This window comes from Brevundimonas subvibrioides ATCC 15264 (assembly GCF_000144605.1).
Classification (GTDB): Bacteria; Pseudomonadota; Alphaproteobacteria; order Caulobacterales; family Caulobacteraceae; genus Brevundimonas; species Brevundimonas subvibrioides.
This window is the reverse complement of the sequence record NC_014375.1, coordinates 650,014-665,144: the sequence shown is the minus strand read 5'-3', so window position 1 is coordinate 665,144 and position 15,131 is coordinate 650,014. Positions and strand designations below refer to the sequence as shown.

The window sequence follows — 15,131 nt, the reverse complement described above, 5'->3', positions numbered from 1 at the left end:
GTTCATCGTTTCCGGCTTCGATCACAGTCTAGGGCCTGGCGACCTGACCGTCACCTGAACAGGGTCTAATCCCGTGGGACGACAAGGCAAGCGTTCATGCCCCGGTCCCCGGCCCTGCCCGGGCCCGGGCCCGGGCGGAAAACCGCTTACACTTTTGCAGGCCAGGGCTTAAACGCCGCACCCATGGCCATAGGCGTATTTGACTCAGGCGTGGGCGGTCTGACCGTCCATCGGGAACTGACCCGGCGTTTTTCGACGCGCGATCTCGTCTATCTGGCCGATCAGGCCAATGCGCCGATCGGCTCCAGGAGCGGCGAGGAGATCGTCGAGATCACCCGCAACGGCTGCGAGCGTCTGTTCCAGGCCGGTGCCAGTGTCGTCGTCCTGGCCTGCAACACGGCCTCGGCCGTGGCGCTCCGCCGGCTGCAGCAGACCTGGGTCGCCGAGGCGGCGGTCCGGCACGGCCGGCCGCTCAACGTCCTGGGCATCATCGTGCCGACGATCGAGGCGGCGACCGGCCTGCCCTGGACCTACGAGGCCGAGCGGCTGGGGGACAAGGTCGAGGCCATCGACATCACCGGGGTGTTCTGCACCGCCGCCACCGCCATCAGCCGGGTCTACGAGATCGAGATCGACAAGCGGCGCGAGGACCTGGCGGTCTTTTCAGAACCCTGCCCGGGCCTGGCCGGCCTGATCGAGCTGGGGGCCCCGACCGAGGAGCTGCGGGTCGTGGTCGCGGACCACGTCGATGCCCTGCGCCGACGGATCGGTCGCCATCCCGACACCGCCATCCTGGGCTGCACCCACTACGAGATCGTCGCCGACCTGTTCGCTGCCGCCCTGCCCGACGGCACCACCCTGATCCATCAGCCGAGCGCGGTGGCCGATGCGCTGGAGCGGTATTTCGCCCGTCACCCGGAGTACGCCCTGGGCGACAGCGGGCGGCGCACCTTCCTGACGACCGGCAAGACCGGACCGCAATCGGACCGGGTCAGCCAGTTCTGGGGTGCGCCGCTGAGCTTCGAGGCGGCTTAAGCCGCCAGCGCCGTTTCCGAGGCCACGATTCGGCTGGCAGCGTGGACCACGGCACCGATGCGCAGGGCTGTCTGGACCTGCTGGGCCGGGACACCGTGCTTGCGCAGTTCGCCTTCGTGGGCGTCCAGGCACGCGCCGCAGCCGTTGATGGCGCTGACGGCCGTCGACCACAGCTCGAAGTCCATCTTTTCCACGCCCGGGTTGGCCAGGATGTTCATCCGCAGGCGCGCCGGCAGGGTCGTGTACTCGTGGTTCTTCATCAGGTGCAGCGAGCGGTAGTAGATGTTGTTCATGCCCATGATGGCGGCGGCCGCCTTGGCCGCGTTCAGCGCCTCGGGCGACAGCTTCTCGGCGGCGGCCGCCTCGATGGCGCGGACGACCGGGCCGACGCCGACGGCGTGGGCCGAGGCGAGGAAACAGCCCCACTTCTGCTGGTCGTTCAGCACGGCCTCGGAGGCCAGCGACGACAGGTTCAGCGAGATGTCCTTGGCATAGGCGGGCATCAGGTCGCGCAGGGTGTCGATCGACATTCTTGGTTTTCCTTCGGAAAAGGGCGGCTACCGCTCGCGCCGCGGGCGCGCGCTGCTTGAGCCGCAAAAGTCAGGATGGAGCGACGCGCACGTCCGCGCTCATGCAGCGAGACGCCGTGCGTCGAGCGTTCGCGCCCTGAAGAAACAAGCGAGCGCCGAAAAGGCGGCGGCACGAATGCCGCCGCCTCCGGATCTCAAGCGCCGACTTTACGCCGCGAGCGTCTCGCCGCCGACCGGGCGGTTGCAGGCGCACAGTTCATCGGTCTGCAGCGCGTCGACGACCCGCAGGGTGTCGGCGGGGGCGCGGCCCACGTTCAGGTTGGTGACGTAGACGTGCTGGATGACGTTGTGCGGATCGACGACGAAGGTGGCGCGCAGGGCGACACCCTCGGCTTCGTCGAGCACGCCCAGGGCGCGGGCCAGCTTGCCGCCGTTGTCGGCGAACTGCCAGATCGGCAGCTTCGACAGGTCGGCGTGGTCGCGGCGCCAGGCCAGCTTGACGAACTCGTTGTCGGTCGAGCCGCCCAGGACGACGGTGTCACGATCCTCGAAATCGCGCGCCAGCGAGGCGAACTCGGCGATCTCGGTCGGGCACACGAAGGTGAAGTCCTTCGGGTAGAAGAAGATGACCTTCCACTTGCCTTCGAACGACGCGTTGGTGATCGGCTCGAACGCGGAGACGCCGTTCTCCTCGTGGCTGTTGAAGCCGGGCTTGACGCCCATGATCTTGAACTCAGGCAGTGTCTGACCGACGCCGAACATGGCTGTATCCCTTCCGGATGAAATCGAATGTCTTGGAGCGGCGCCGGGGAGGGCCGACCGCATGTGCGAAATGGCGGTTGCACTGCACAAAGTCAATGGATAGAAGATCAGGCGTCCATAGATAATATCTATGATATTGAGAGGTCGCGCCTATGCTCCCCACCTTGCGTCAGCTTCAGTATCTGAAGCTTCTGTCCGAGCATGGATCGTTCAGCCGGGCGGCCGAGGCCGCGCACGTCAGCCAGCCCGCCCTGTCGTCCGGCGTCCAGGAACTGGAGCGCGTCCTGGGCGCGCCCGTCGTCGAACGCACGCGGGGCAATGTGCAGCTGACGGCCGTCGGAGCCGAGGCCTGTCGGCGGGCGGAGGACGTTCTGGCGCGGACCGAGGACCTGGTCGAGGCCGCCCGCAACGCCGGCAAGCCGCTGTCCGGGCGTCTCCGGCTGGGGATCATCCCGACCGTGGCCCCCTTCCTGCTGCCCGCGACCCTGCCCCGGCTCAAGGACGCCTATCCTGCCCTGCGTCTGTTTATCCGCGAGGACCTGACGCCGCGGCTGATCGCCGGGCTGAAGGCGGGCCAGCTGGACTGCGCGGTCATCGCCCTGCCCTATGACGCGCCCGGCATCGAACACGCCCGGATCGGCGACGACGAGATCCTGGCCGTCGCTCCCGTGGGTCATGCGCTGGCGGCGGCGGGTGACATCCAGCCGGGCGCGCTGAAGGCCGAGGACCTGATCCTGCTGGAGGACGGCCACTGTCTGCGCGACCAGGCTCTGGCCGGCATCGAAATGGAGGCACCGCGCGGCGAGGACGTCTTCGCCGCCACGTCGCTGCACACCCTGGTGCAGATGATCTCGTCAGGCCTCGGGGTGTCCTTCCTGCCCGCGATGGCGGTGCGCGCGGGCCTGGCCGACGACAAGGGGGTCGTCATCCGCCACTTCGCGGCCGAGGCCCCCAGACGCGAGATCGTCGTCGCCTGGCGTTCGGGCTCGAGCCGGGCGGCGGAAGCGCGCCTGCTGGCCGAGGCGATGCGGCTGGATTGAGCCCAAAGAAAAAGGGGCCGGCGCTTGCGCGACCGGCCCCCGTTTCACGAAGCGAGCCTATCAGCCCGCCAGGTTGCGCAGCACGTACGGCATGACGCCGCCGGCCTTGAAGTAGTCGAGCTCGGTCTGGTTATCGATGCGGCAGCGGACCGGGAAGCGGGCCATCTTGCCGTCCGACGGACGGAACAGCTCGACCCACAGGTCCTGACGCGGCCGCAGGCGACCGACGTTGACGTCGGACAGGCCGCGGATGGTGACGATCTCCTCGCCGGTCAGGCCCAGCTTGGACCAGCCGTCCGCCTTGAACTGCAGCGGCACGACGCCCATTCCGACCAGGTTCGAACGGTGGATCCGCTCGTAGCTCTCGGCGATGACGGCGCGGACGCCCAGCAGGCGCGTGCCCTTGGCCGCCCAGTCGCGCGACGAGCCGGTGCCGTATTCCTTGCCGGCGAAGACGACCAGCGGCCGGCCCTCCGACTGGTAGCGCATGGCGGCGTCGTAGATCGACATCGTGTCCTGCGACGGGAAGTGCTTGGTCACGCCCCCCTCGATGTCGGGGGTGATGCGGTTGCGGATGCGGATGTTGGCGAAGGTGCCGCGCATCATCACCTCGTGGTGGCCACGCCGCGCGCCGTAGGAGTTGAACTCCTCGGATTCGACACCCCGGTTGGTCAGGTACTGACCGGCGGGCGAGGTCTTCTTGATCGAACCGGCCGGAGAGATGTGGTCGGTCGTGATCGAGTCGCCGAAGATGGCCAGGACGCGGCCCTCGACGATGTCAGTGACCGGCGTCGGCTCCATCGACAGGCCCTCGAAATACGGAGGGTTGGCGACGTAGGTCGAGGCGGCGTCCCATTCGTAGGTCTGGCCGCCCTCGACCGCGATGCCCTGCCAGTGCGCGTCGCCCTTGAAGACGTCGGCATAGCGTTTGGCGAACATGGCCGAGGTGACGGCCTTCTTCTGGATCGCGGCGATCTCGGCGGTCGTGGGCCAGACGTCCTTCAGGAAGACGTCATTGCCCTTCTTGTCCTGGCCGATGGGCTGGGTCGTGATGTCGATCCGCATCGAGCCGGCGAGGGCATAGGCCACGACCAGCGGCGGCGAGGCCAGATAGTTGGCCTGGACGTCCGGGTTCACGCGACCTTCGAAGTTGCGGTTGCCCGACAGGACCGAGGTGGCGACGATCGCGTTGTCGTTGATCGTCTGCGAGATCGCCGGGTCCAGCGGACCCGAGTTGCCGATGCAGGTGGTGCAGCCGTAGCCGACCAGGTTGAAGCCGAGCGCGTCCAGCTCCTTCTGCAGGCCGGCGGCCGTCAGATAGTCGGTGACGACCTGCGAGCCGGGTGCCAGCGAGGTCTTGACCCAGGGCTTGGTCTTCAGACCCAGCTTGTTGGCCTTCTGCGCCACCAGGCCGGCGGCGATCAGAACCGAGGGGTTGGAGGTGTTGGTGCACGAGGTGATGGCAGCGATGACGACGTCGCCGTCGCCGATGTCGAAGCTCTGGCCCGCGACCGGGAACCGCGCGGCGTCGGTGGCGCGGTTGAAGACCTCACCCAGCGCCGTCTCGAACGACGGCGCGGCGACGGTCAGCTCGACCTTGTCCTGCGGGCGCTTGGGTCCGGCCAGCGACGGCACGACGGTCGAGATGTCCAGTTCCAGCACGTCGGAGAAGACGGGATCTTCCGACGTCTCGTCGATCCACAGGCCCTGGGCCTTCGCATAGGCCTCGACCAGGGCGACGCGCGCCTTGTCGCGGCCCGTGGCGGTCAGATAGCCGATGGTCGCGGCCGACACCGGGAAGAAGCCGCAGGTGGCGCCGTATTCCGGAGCCATGTTGGCGATCGTGGCCTGGTCCTCGATCGTCATGTTGGGCAGGGCCGGGCCGAAGAACTCGACGAACTTGCCGACGACGCCCTTCTTGCGCAGCATCTGGGTGACGGTCAGAACCAGGTCGGTCGCGGTCGTGCCCTCGGGCATGGTGCCCGACAGCTTGAAGCCGATGACCTCGGGGATCAGCATCGGGATCGGCTGGCCCAGCATGGCCGCCTCGGCCTCGATGCCGCCGACGCCCCAGCCCAGCACGGCCAGGCCGTTGATCATGGTGGTGTGGCTGTCGGTGCCGACCACGGTGTCGGGATAGGCGACGGTCGCCTTGCCCTCGGGCGCGGTCCAGACGGTCTGGGCCAGGTTCTCGAGGTTGACCTGGTGGCAGATGCCGGTGCCGGGGGGCACGACGCGGAAGTTGTTGAAGGCCGACGAGCCCCAGCGCAGGAACTTGTAGCGCTCGATGTTGCGCTCGTATTCGCGCTCGACGTTCTGGCCGAAGGCGGCCGTGGTGCCGAAGTTGTCGACCATGACCGAGTGGTCGATGACCAGGTCGACGGGGACCAGTGGGTTGATCTTGGCGGCGTCGGCGCCGAGCTTGGCCATCGCGTCGCGCATGGCGGCCAGGTCGACCACGGCGGGCACGCCGGTGAAGTCCTGCATCAGGACGCGGGCGGGGCGGAAGGCGATCTCGTGCTCGACCGAGCCCTTGTTCTCGATCCAGGCGGCGACGGCCTTCAGGTCCGCTTCGGTGACGGAGACACCGTCTTCGTTGCGCAGCAGGTTCTCGAGCAGGACCTTCATGGAGCGCGGCAGGCGGTCGATCCCGCCAAGACCGGCTTCCTGCGCGGCGGGAAGGCTGTAATAGGCGTATTTCTTGCGCCCGACGGTCAGGTCCCGGCGGGTGGAAAGGCTGTCGACTGACGGCATGGAGTTTTCCTCTGGTCAAAGCCGCCCGAAGATCCGGTCGCGCCGTCTCGCGGCAAACGACGGGGCGCACAGGTCCCCGGCGCGCGCGGCGACAGCCTGCTGCGGCGACGCTGGCTATAAACGCGGGGGACGGACTCGTCCATGTATCCACGATGGCTGTGGGGACATTGAGAATGGATCGCAAGAGGCTCGCAACATGATCTCGGCCCTGACGATCGCCGGCCTGACCCTCGCGCGCGGCGAGCGGACCCTGTTCAGGGGGCTGGATCTCGCCTTGGGGGCGGGCGAGGCGCTCGCCCTGACCGGGGCCAACGGGGCCGGCAAGACCAGCCTGCTGCGCGCCATCGCGGGCTTCATCCGCCCGGACGCGGGCGAGATCGCCTTCGCTGACGCCGACGCGAACGCCGTCGAAGCCTCCGAGGCCCGGGCGCATCAGGTGCACATGCTCGGCCACCTGGACGGGCTCAAGGGCGGCCGGCTGGCGCGCGACGAACTGATGTTCCAGTCGCAGTGGCTGGGACGCAGCCATGACGGCATCGACGAGGCCATCGAGACCCTGCGGCTGAAGCCCCTGCTGGATCTGGAGGTGCGCAAGCTGTCGGCGGGCCAGCGACGACGGCTGGCGCTGGCCCGCCTGATCGGGTCGCCGCGCGCGCTGTGGCTGCTGGACGAACCCCTGTCCCCGCTGGACGGCGGGTGGCGCGAGGCGGTCGGGGCGATGATGGCGCGTCACCTCGCGGGCGGCGGCCTGATCGTCGCGGCGGTGCACGATCCCCTGCCCATCGCGGCGCGCGGATTCGATCTGGGGGCCCGGTCGTGAGCGCCGTCGGCGTCCTGTTCCGGCGCGAACTGGCCCTGGCCTGGGGCGGCGGGGGCGGACCCTTGCTGGCGTGCGGCTTCTTCGCCTGCCTTACCACCGTCGTGCCGCTCGCGGCGGGCGGCGATCCCTCGGTGCTGAGGCCGGTCGCCGCCGGCATCGCCTGGCTGGCCCTGGCGCTGTCCAGCCTGCTGTCGCTGGAACGTCTGTTCGAGCGCGACCTCGACGACGGGGCGCTGGACCTTCTGGCCACCGGCCCCCTGCCGCTGGAAGTGGTGTTCGCGGTCAAGGCGATCAGCCAGTGGCTGGCGACCGGCCTGCCTCTGGCCCTGACGGCCCCCATCGCGGCGCTGGCCCTGGGTCAGCCGATCGACCTGGCGCCGCTGACGGCGGCGTCGGCCCTGATCGGGGGTCTGGGGTTCGCCTTCACCGGCGCGCTGGGCGCGGCCCTGGCGCTGGGCGCGAAGCGGGGCGGCCTGCTGATCGCGGTCGTGGTGCTGCCGCTGTTCATTCCGCCGGTGGTGTTCGGCTCGGGCGCGCTGGATCGGGCGGCGGCGGGGCTCAGCCCGATGTCGGCTTTGGCCCTGCTGACGGCCTATGTGCTGTTCGCGATCGTGATCGCGCCCCCGGCGGGCGCCGCAGCGATCCGCAGCGCCCAGGGGTAGCCAGACCTAGCGGACGGCGGCGTAGCTGTTCAGCGTCTGGGTCAGGCGGCCGTGCTCGCGCGCGGTCATGCAGCGCGGCGTGGCCCAGACCTCGCCCGTAGCGCGGGCGCGCAGGGCCTGGTCGGCGGTCACGAAGACCGGCCGCGAACCGAAGTCCCGGCGGTAGGCTGCGCGCGTGGCGACGTCGGAATCGCACAGCATGACGACGCGCTGGGCTCCCACGGGGGCAGCGGTCGGCAGGGCCTGTTCGGCGAAGGCCGGCGCGGACGCCGAGGCGGCGAGGGCGATGACGGTGGACATGGCGGCGAAACGGTTCATGGCGGGCTCCTCCCAAGCCTGAAAGATGTCAGGGTTCGGAGCATTAATGCGCCACTTTCCGGCTATGTAAAGAAAATAAGACAACTGGACCGACGGCGGATCAAAAAAGCGGGTCGGCACCCCGCTGCGGCCGCGCATGGCCCCCGGAGCCCCGTTCGCGCGTTGAGACCGGTTCGTGGAGCGCGCGCCTTGTCCAGATCGCTGAATTTGAAATCCCTCTGGCAGGACATCCGCACCCGGGGCGTCGCACCCGCCGGCGCGCGGATGGGCCAGTGGCGCGACTGGGTGGTCGAGAACGATCCGGTCTACGGCTCCTTTCGCAGGCCCGGTCGCACCGAAAAGATCGCGGCCTCGGTGGTGCTGGTCCTGATCGCGGCGATCGTCATCTTCCTCCTGCTGTTCGACTGGAACTGGCTGAGGGGTCCGATCGGGCGCTGGGCCTCGGCCAAATACGACCGCGAGGTCGCGCTGCAGGGCGATCTGGACGTCAGGCTGTTCAGCTGGACGCCGTCGGTCATCGTCAACGACCTGAAGTTCGGCGGCCCGTCGTGGGCGACAGAGGCCGACACGGCGAACGTCGAGCGGATCGAGGCGCAGTTCCGGCTGCGGAAGCTGTTCGTGGGTCAGGTCGAGATGCCGCTGCTGTCGATCACCCGGCCACGGGTCGTCCTGATCGCGACCGAGGACGGCCGGCAGAGCTGGGATCTGGAGCCGGACAAGCCCGACGACGGAGAGGGCGCGAAACTGCCGCTGATCAATCGCCTGGTCATCACCGACGGCCGCCTGTCGGTCGACGAGCAACGCCGCGACCTGACGCTGGAAGCCGCCGTCACGGCCCAGGAGGCGGCCTCCGACGCGGACGGCCAGAGCGGCTTCGTGCTGGAGGGCGAGGGGTCGATCAACGGGTCGCCCCTGACGCTGAAGATCGAGGGCGGCCCCTTCATCAACATCCGGCGCAATCGCCCCTATGGATTCAAGGCGACGCTGGCCGGGGCCGGATCCCGGCTGGTCGCGGACGGGGCGATCACCCGCCCGTTCGATCTGGGCCAGTTCACCTCCACGCTCAGCCTTCAGGGCCAGAACCTGAATGATCTGTATCTGCTGACGGGCGTCACCCTGCCCAACACGCCGGCCTACCGCCTGGCGGGCGCACTGACCCGCGACGACAACATCTGGACCTTCAACGACTTCAGCGGTCGGGTCGGGGCCTCCGACCTGGAGGGCGATGTGCGCGTCCAGGGAGGTGGCCGGCTGAAGGTCGATGCCACTCTGAGCTCCCAGCGGCTCGACATCGACGACCTGACGACCATCCTCGGCGGGCGGGCGCAGACGAATGCCGCGGGCACGGACACCACGACCATCAGCACCGGCGGGACCGTGGGCAAACTGCTGCCTGACGCGACCCTGCAGGTGGAGCGGCTGCGGGCGATGGACGGCACGATCAGCTATCGCGCCGCCAGCGTGAAGGCGAACGACATGGATATCCGCCGGGTCCAGCTGGGCGGCGACCTCAAGGACGGGGTGCTGAACCTGGATCCCGTCGCCTTCACCTTCAATCGCGGCACCCTGACCGGCACCGCGACCATCGATGCCAATCCCGAGGTCCCCTACAGCAAGATCGACTTCCGGCTGGCGGGCTATCCGCTGGAATCCATCATCCCGGCCAGGGATGGCGTGGCCCCCGTTTCGGGCGCCGCGCTCGGCCGCGCCCGGCTGGAAGGATCGGGGAATTCGATCCACCGCTTCGCCGCCGCCTCCAAGGGCTCGCTGAGCCTGGTGGTGCCCCAGGGCCGGATGCGCGCGGCCTTCGCCGAACTGCTGGGCATCAACGCCAGCGCCGGCCTGCTGAAGCTGCTGCGGGGGGACGATTCCCAGAGCACCATCCGCTGCGGCGTAGCCGATTTCGACGTCGCCAACGGCATCGCTCGGGCCCGGACCCTGGTGGTCGATACCGATGTGGTCCTGGCCAGCGGCACGGGTTCGATCAATCTGGGCGACGAGACCATGAACCTGAAGATCGACGGCGAGAGCAAACGTCCCAGACTGCTGCGCCTCTGGACCCCGATCCTGGTCTCGGGCCCCCTGACCGCGCCGCGCGTGGGCGTGGACACCAGCCAGATCATCGGTCAGGGCGGGCTTACCGCCCTGCTGGGGGCCGTGGTCGCCCCGGTGGCGGCGCTGTTCGCCTTCGTGGATCCGGGTCTGGCCGAGGATGCCAACTGCGGCTCCCTGATCGCCAACGCGCGCTGAATCGGTCGCACCAGGACGATTGAGCCGAATCCCGCATTCGCGCGTATCTGACGGCAACGCTGTCCCAAACCGCCAGAGACCCCATGACCCGCAGAGGCCTGCTCGTTCCCGCGCTCGGCGCGCTCGTCGCCTCCATGGCCGCCGCCTGCAGCCCCCTGGCGGTGCTGAACGCCGTGGCTCCGCGCGATCCCGGCGTCCGGCGGGTGGCGCGCGACCTGCCCTACGGAGACGATCCGCGACAGCGGTTCGACATCTTCGCGCCGGCGGCCGTGGGCCAGGGGGCACGCCTGCCCGTGCTGGTCCTGTTCTACGGCGGCGGCTGGGATTCCGGGTCCAGGGACGTCTACGGCTGGGCGGCCCAGGCGCTCGCGGCCCAGGGCTTCGTCGTCGCCCTGCCCGATTACAGGCTGGTGCCGGAAGTCCATTTCCCGACCTTCGTCGAGGACGCCGCTGCCGCAACCGCAAGTGTGGCCGAGATCGTCGCGACCTATGGCGGGGACCCGGCCCGTCTGGGCGTCCTCGGTCATTCCGCCGGCGCGCATCTGGCGATGATGATCGCGCTGGACGCCCACTATATGGCCGACCTCGGCCAGCCGGGGCTGATCAAGGCCGCGGCGGGGCTGGCGGGCCCGTATGATTTTCTGCCGTTCGACGTGGCCTCTTCGATCAACGCCTTCGGCCGGTGGCCGGACCCGCGCGAGACCCAGCCCCTGACCTATGCCCGGGCCGACGCTCCGCCCCTGTGGCTGGGACACGGCACGGCCGACGTCGTCGTCCACGACGAGGACACCATCCTGCTGGATGCACGGATGCGCGAGCTCGGCGGCCGCTGCGAGGCGAAACTGTATCCCGGGCTGAACCACGCGGACCTGATCGCCACCTTCGCCCCCCTGTTCCGCAAGAAGGCCCCCGTGCTGACCGACGTCAGCGCCTTCTTCCATCGCGAACTGGGCTGATCCCGGCGCTGAACGGACTCAAGCCGTGAGCGACCGCGTCGCGCGCGCCAGCCTTCCAAGCTAGGCCGTCTCGCCAACGCCACGATCCTCCGCTAGGGGAAGTCATGACAGAACACATGACCGGGGCGCTGTCGGCGCCCGAGGCGCTGGATCGCCTCGAAACCCTCTACACCCAATCCGTCGCCGCCCTGCGCGAGGCCGTGCGGACCTTCATCGCCACCGGCGAGCGCGCCGACATGGAGGCGCGGGCCGGCGGCCTGTTCTCCTATCCCCGGCTGCGGGTCAGCTGGTTCGGCGATCGCCCCGAGAACCTGGCCCAGCGCGCCTATGCCCGCCTGTCGCGGCCGGGCGTCTATTCGACGACGGTCACGCGCCCCGACCTCTTCCGGGCCTACATCGGCGAACAGCTGGCGCTGCTGGAACAGGACTACGGCGCGACGTTCGAGGTCGAGCCGTCGGATCAGGAAATCCCCTTCCCCTATGTGCTGGACGGGTCCGACGTGTCGCTGGACCGGACCATGACGGCCGCCATCGCCCGCTATTTCCCGACCACCGACCTGGCCCATATCGGCGACGAGATCTCCGACGGCCTGTTCGATCTGGCGGAGGAGTTTCCGCTGTCGCAGTTCGACGGGCTGCGGACCGACTTTTCGCTGGCGCGTCTGCGCCACTACACGGGAACGCCGGTGGAGGACGTGCAGTCCTATATCCTGTTCACCAACTACCATCGCTACGTCGACGAATTCGTCCGCTGGGCCTGCGCCCAGCTGGCCGATCCGAACTCTGCCTATGAGACCCTGTCGTGCGCCGGCGGCGTGGTCATCACGCGCGACAATCCGGATCCCGAGCTGGCCATCCTCGACACGGCCTGGCGCCGCCACCAGATGCCCGCCTACCACCTGACCGCGCCGGGCCATGACGGCATCACCCTGGTCAACATCGGGGTGGGGCCGTCGAACGCCAAGACCATCTGCGACCACCTGGCCGTCACCCGGCCCCATGCCTGGATGATGATCGGCCACTGCGGCGGGCTGAGGCCCTCTCAGACCATCGGCGACTACGTCCTGGCCCACGCCTATCTGCGCGACGACCATGTGCTGGACGCGGTGCTCCCGCCGGACATCCCGATCCCCTCGATCGCCGAGGTCCAGCGCGCGCTCTACGACGCGGCCAAGCAGGTGTCGGGCATGCCCGGCGAAGACGTGAAGCGCCGCCTGCGCACCGGCACGGTGGTCACCACCGACGACCGGAACTGGGAGCTGCGCTATTCGAAGTCGGCGCTGCGGTTCAACCAGAGCCGGGCCGTCGCCATCGACATGGAGAGCGCTACGATCGCGGCCCAGGGCTACCGGTTCCGGGTGCCCTACGGCACCCTGCTGTGCGTCTCGGACAAGCCCCTGCACGGCGAGATCAAGCTGCCGGGCCAGGCGAACCGCTTCTACGAGGGATCGATCTCGGAACACCTGCAGATCGGCATCCAGGCGGTGGACCTGCTCCGGAAGGAAGGCTCCAGCCTGCACTCCCGCAAGCTGCGCGCCTTCGACGAGCCGCCTTTCAGATAAGCGGCGCTATCGCTCGGCTCGCGGAGCCGCGCGACTTGAGCGCGGGGTCATGCCTTGCGGAACAGGTACAGCCCGAAGCCCAGATAGGGCCGCCCGAAGTCGAAGGTCGTCCTGATCTGGTCGGCGCGGGCCCGGATGGCGGCGGCCTCCGGGGCTTCGGGGTTGGCCTCCAGCCAGGTCCGGACCCGGGCGTCGGCTCCCCCGAAGAAGGCGTCCCAGTCCGCGTCGGAAGACACCTCGGCCACCACGCACTCGAGCCCCGCCTCGGCGGCCGCCGAGCGCCAGCCGTCATCGGTGGCATAGTCGCCGGTCATGCCGATGATCTGCCGCAGGGGCGCCGGCGGATCGCCCCGCCAGAACAGGTCTCCCCACAGGATATGGCCCGGTCGGCGCAGGTGGGCCGCCAGCCCGCCAAGGATGCCGGCCGGATCGCGCACTCCCCGCCCCGCCGCTTCGGTGGTGCCCAGGGCGACGATCAGATTTACGGGCGACAGGCGATCGAGGGCGCTGGCCGAATCCTCGCAGACGACCTGCAGGCGATCCTCGAGACCCGGTTCCGCCGCACGCGCCCGGATCATCGCCGCCATCGCGGGATCGCGCTCGATCGCGTGAACCGTCAGCCCGTGCGTCCGCGCCATCGCCACGGAGACCCCGCCTGCGCCCGCCCCGATGTCCAGGGCCACCGCGTCCGGCGCCAGATCGGCCTGGGCGATCATGGCGAGGACGCGGGACAGGGCCACCGGATTGGCGACCTCGAAACCGGCGTAGGCGATGCGATGATAGGTCGGCGTCATGGGACCGGTTTACCCCGTCCGGCCCGGGATTGAACCCGCCCTGCAGAAAGTACTTTACATTCCAAAGTCAGTTCGCCATGGTTCAGCCATCGATTGACGGAGAGACCCCATGACGGCCGCAACCCTGGACCTCGTGACCCCCGCACACCGCGCGCCGACGCTGGCCGTCGCGGCCGGACGCAACCTGATCGCCGCGGGCGCCATCTTCGGCCTGGCCAACCTTGTCCAGTGGAGCATTCTCGGCGGCGTCCTGCCCCTGCACCCGGCCCTGCTGTCGGTGACCTGGCCGATCGCGGTGACGCTGTTCATCGTCATCCTGCGCCGGTTGCGGAACGCCGGAGGGCCGGCCGCCGTGCGCGCCGCCGGCTGGTCGCGCGGGGCCATCCTGCTGCAGATCGGGGCCGCCCTGACCCTCGCCGGGGCCTCGGCCCTGACGCAGGACTGGTCGCTAATGATGTGGATGTCGCCGATCGGACTGGGCTTCTACGCCGTCGCCTGGCTGATCGCCGCGATGCGGGGTGGAGCACCATGGATGACCGCCGTGGGCGTGGGTGCCGCGGCGGCCGCCGGAGGCGTCGCCCTTCTGGTCGGGACGCCGGTGCAGTATCTGGCCTATGGCATGGGCCTGATCGTGTTCGCGCTTGTGCCCGGCCTGGTTCTGGCCACCGGCCGCGGCCGCTGATTTTGAGAGAGGGGATCTCCGCATGACCGAGAGCCGTGACGACACCGCCGACATCGCCTGGATGCGCCGACTGGCGGAGGAAGGCGGTCAGGCCCCGATGCGCGGGGCCGCGATCCTGATGGCCGCCGGTCTCATCTATGGCACGGCCGCCCTGCTGCACTGGTGCATCGCCGCCGGCCTCTTCACGGTGCCGGCCGTGGCCTTCAACACGCTCTGGCTCGTCGCCACCGTCGCCTTCCTGATCGTCGTCACCGTCGTCAGCCTGCGGCTGCGCGACCGTGGCGGCGTTCATACCACCGCCAACCGCGGGGCGAGCGCGGCCTGGTCTGCGGTGGGCTGGGGCATCTTCGCCCTGTTCACGTCGCTGGCCGTGATCGGCTCGCGAAGCGGCGACGCCGCCGCGGTGGCCATGCTGCTGGGCATCGTGCCGTCGATCATCATGGTCTTCTACGGCCTGGGCTGGTCGGTGACCGCGACGCTGCAGAAGTCGCGCCCCCTCGGCGTTCTGGCGGTCGCCTCGTTCCTGGCGGCCCCCGTGCTGGCGCTGATGGCCGGGATGACGGTGCAGTACCTGGCCTACGGCATCGCCCTGTTCGGCCTGATGGCCCTGCCCGGCTTTCTGCTGATGCGGACGGCGAAGGCCTGACCGTGCCCGACGATTTCGACATCGGACGCATCGACGACGTCATCCACGGACGCGTTCGGCTGGGGATCATGGCCGTGCTGTCGGGGGCCGAGAGCGCCGACTTCAACACGCTGAAGGCCCGTCTCCAGACCACGGACGGCAATCTTTCGGTCCATCTGCGCAAGCTGGAGGAGGCCGGGTTCGTGGCCGTGACCAAGCGGTTCGTCGGTCGCAAGCCCCTGACCGAAGCCTCCATGACCGCGGCGGGGCGAAAGGCGTTCGTCGCCTATCTGGACGCCATGGCCGGGCTGGTCGGCCCGCGCGGTTAGGCCCCCTGTCGC

At 69.2% G+C, this 15,131-nt stretch carries 15 protein-coding genes; 10 read left to right on the top strand and 5 right to left on the bottom strand.

Going from position 1 to position 15,131, the window contains the following annotated elements:
* Positions 1-183: 183 nt before the first annotated feature.
* Positions 184-1,035 (top strand): glutamate racemase, encoded by an 852-nt coding sequence (locus tag BRESU_RS03325; protein ID WP_041761252.1) that lies wholly within the window; start codon positions 184-186, stop codon positions 1,033-1,035.
* Here the strand turns inward: BRESU_RS03325 and ahpD are convergent.
* Entirely contained in the window at positions 1,032-1,565 is a 534-nt protein-coding gene (ahpD, locus tag BRESU_RS03320; protein WP_013268082.1) for an alkylhydroperoxidase, AhpD family, read from the bottom strand. The genes BRESU_RS03325 and ahpD overlap by 4 nt on opposite strands.
* Before the next feature lie 207 nt (positions 1,566-1,772).
* On the bottom strand, positions 1,773-2,327 hold the full coding sequence (locus BRESU_RS03315; RefSeq protein ID WP_013268081.1) for a peroxiredoxin: 555 nt from the start codon (positions 2,325-2,327) through the stop codon (positions 1,773-1,775).
* A 152-nt stretch (positions 2,328-2,479) separates the two neighbouring features.
* Here BRESU_RS03315 and BRESU_RS03310 point away from each other — a divergent pair, with 152 nt between their 5' ends.
* Positions 2,480-3,367, top strand: a complete 888-nt coding sequence (locus tag BRESU_RS03310) for a hydrogen peroxide-inducible genes activator (RefSeq protein ID WP_013268080.1) — start codon at positions 2,480-2,482, stop codon at positions 3,365-3,367.
* A gap of 60 nt (positions 3,368-3,427) precedes the next feature.
* Here BRESU_RS03310 and acnA read toward each other — a convergent pair whose 3' ends face one another.
* Positions 3,428-6,121 (bottom strand): aconitate hydratase AcnA, encoded by a 2,694-nt coding sequence (gene acnA / locus BRESU_RS03305; RefSeq protein WP_013268079.1) that lies wholly within the window; start codon positions 6,119-6,121, stop codon positions 3,428-3,430.
* A 196-nt stretch (positions 6,122-6,317) separates the two neighbouring features.
* Between acnA and ccmA the strand changes: the two genes are divergently transcribed.
* A complete protein-coding gene (gene ccmA / locus BRESU_RS03300; RefSeq protein WP_013268078.1) occupies positions 6,318-6,941 on the top strand; it encodes a heme ABC exporter ATP-binding protein CcmA in 624 nt (207 codons plus the stop codon).
* A complete protein-coding gene (gene ccmB / locus BRESU_RS03295) occupies positions 6,938-7,603 on the top strand; it encodes a heme exporter protein CcmB (RefSeq protein ID WP_013268077.1) in 666 nt (221 codons plus the stop codon). Before ccmA ends, ccmB begins: the two co-directional genes overlap by 4 nt.
* Positions 7,604-7,609: 6 nt before the next feature.
* Here the strand turns inward: ccmB and BRESU_RS03290 are convergent, their stop codons facing one another.
* Positions 7,610-7,921 (bottom strand): hypothetical protein, encoded by a 312-nt coding sequence (locus tag BRESU_RS03290; protein ID WP_013268076.1) that lies wholly within the window; start codon positions 7,919-7,921, stop codon positions 7,610-7,612.
* A gap of 189 nt (positions 7,922-8,110) precedes the next feature.
* On the opposite strand from BRESU_RS03290, the gene BRESU_RS03285 reads away from it, so the two are divergent.
* The 3 genes from BRESU_RS03285 (at position 8,111) to BRESU_RS03275 (ending at position 12,689) form a co-directional block, all read left to right on the top strand.
* Complete coding sequence (locus BRESU_RS03285) at positions 8,111-10,171, top strand: AsmA family protein (RefSeq protein WP_013268075.1); 2,061 nt, start codon at positions 8,111-8,113, stop codon at positions 10,169-10,171.
* Between the two features lie 83 nt (positions 10,172-10,254).
* Entirely contained in the window at positions 10,255-11,127 is an 873-nt protein-coding gene (locus BRESU_RS03280; RefSeq protein WP_013268074.1) for an alpha/beta hydrolase, read from the top strand.
* 116 nt (positions 11,128-11,243) lie between these two features.
* Positions 11,244-12,689, top strand: a complete 1,446-nt coding sequence (locus tag BRESU_RS03275) for an AMP nucleosidase (protein ID WP_425358222.1) — start codon at positions 11,244-11,246, stop codon at positions 12,687-12,689.
* A 47-nt stretch (positions 12,690-12,736) separates the two neighbouring features.
* Here the strand turns inward: BRESU_RS03275 and BRESU_RS03270 are convergent, their stop codons facing one another.
* A complete protein-coding gene (locus BRESU_RS03270) occupies positions 12,737-13,483 on the bottom strand; it encodes an SAM-dependent methyltransferase (RefSeq protein WP_013268072.1) in 747 nt (248 codons plus the stop codon).
* Between the two features lie 109 nt (positions 13,484-13,592).
* Here BRESU_RS03270 and BRESU_RS03265 point away from each other — a divergent pair, with 109 nt between their 5' ends.
* From BRESU_RS03265 to BRESU_RS03255, 3 genes are read left to right on the top strand one after another with little or no spacing between them, the layout of a single operon-like run.
* A complete protein-coding gene (locus BRESU_RS03265; RefSeq protein WP_013268071.1) occupies positions 13,593-14,165 on the top strand; it encodes a hypothetical protein in 573 nt (190 codons plus the stop codon).
* A 22-nt stretch (positions 14,166-14,187) separates the two neighbouring features.
* Positions 14,188-14,811: a hypothetical protein gene (locus BRESU_RS03260; RefSeq protein ID WP_013268070.1), complete on the top strand. Its 624-nt coding sequence runs from the start codon at positions 14,188-14,190 to the stop codon at positions 14,809-14,811.
* A 2-nt stretch (positions 14,812-14,813) separates the two neighbouring features.
* Positions 14,814-15,119 carry a winged helix-turn-helix domain-containing protein gene (locus BRESU_RS03255; RefSeq protein ID WP_013268069.1) on the top strand — a complete coding sequence of 102 codons (306 nt, stop codon included), beginning with the start codon at positions 14,814-14,816 and terminating at the stop codon, positions 15,117-15,119.
* Positions 15,120-15,131 lie beyond the last annotated feature (12 nt).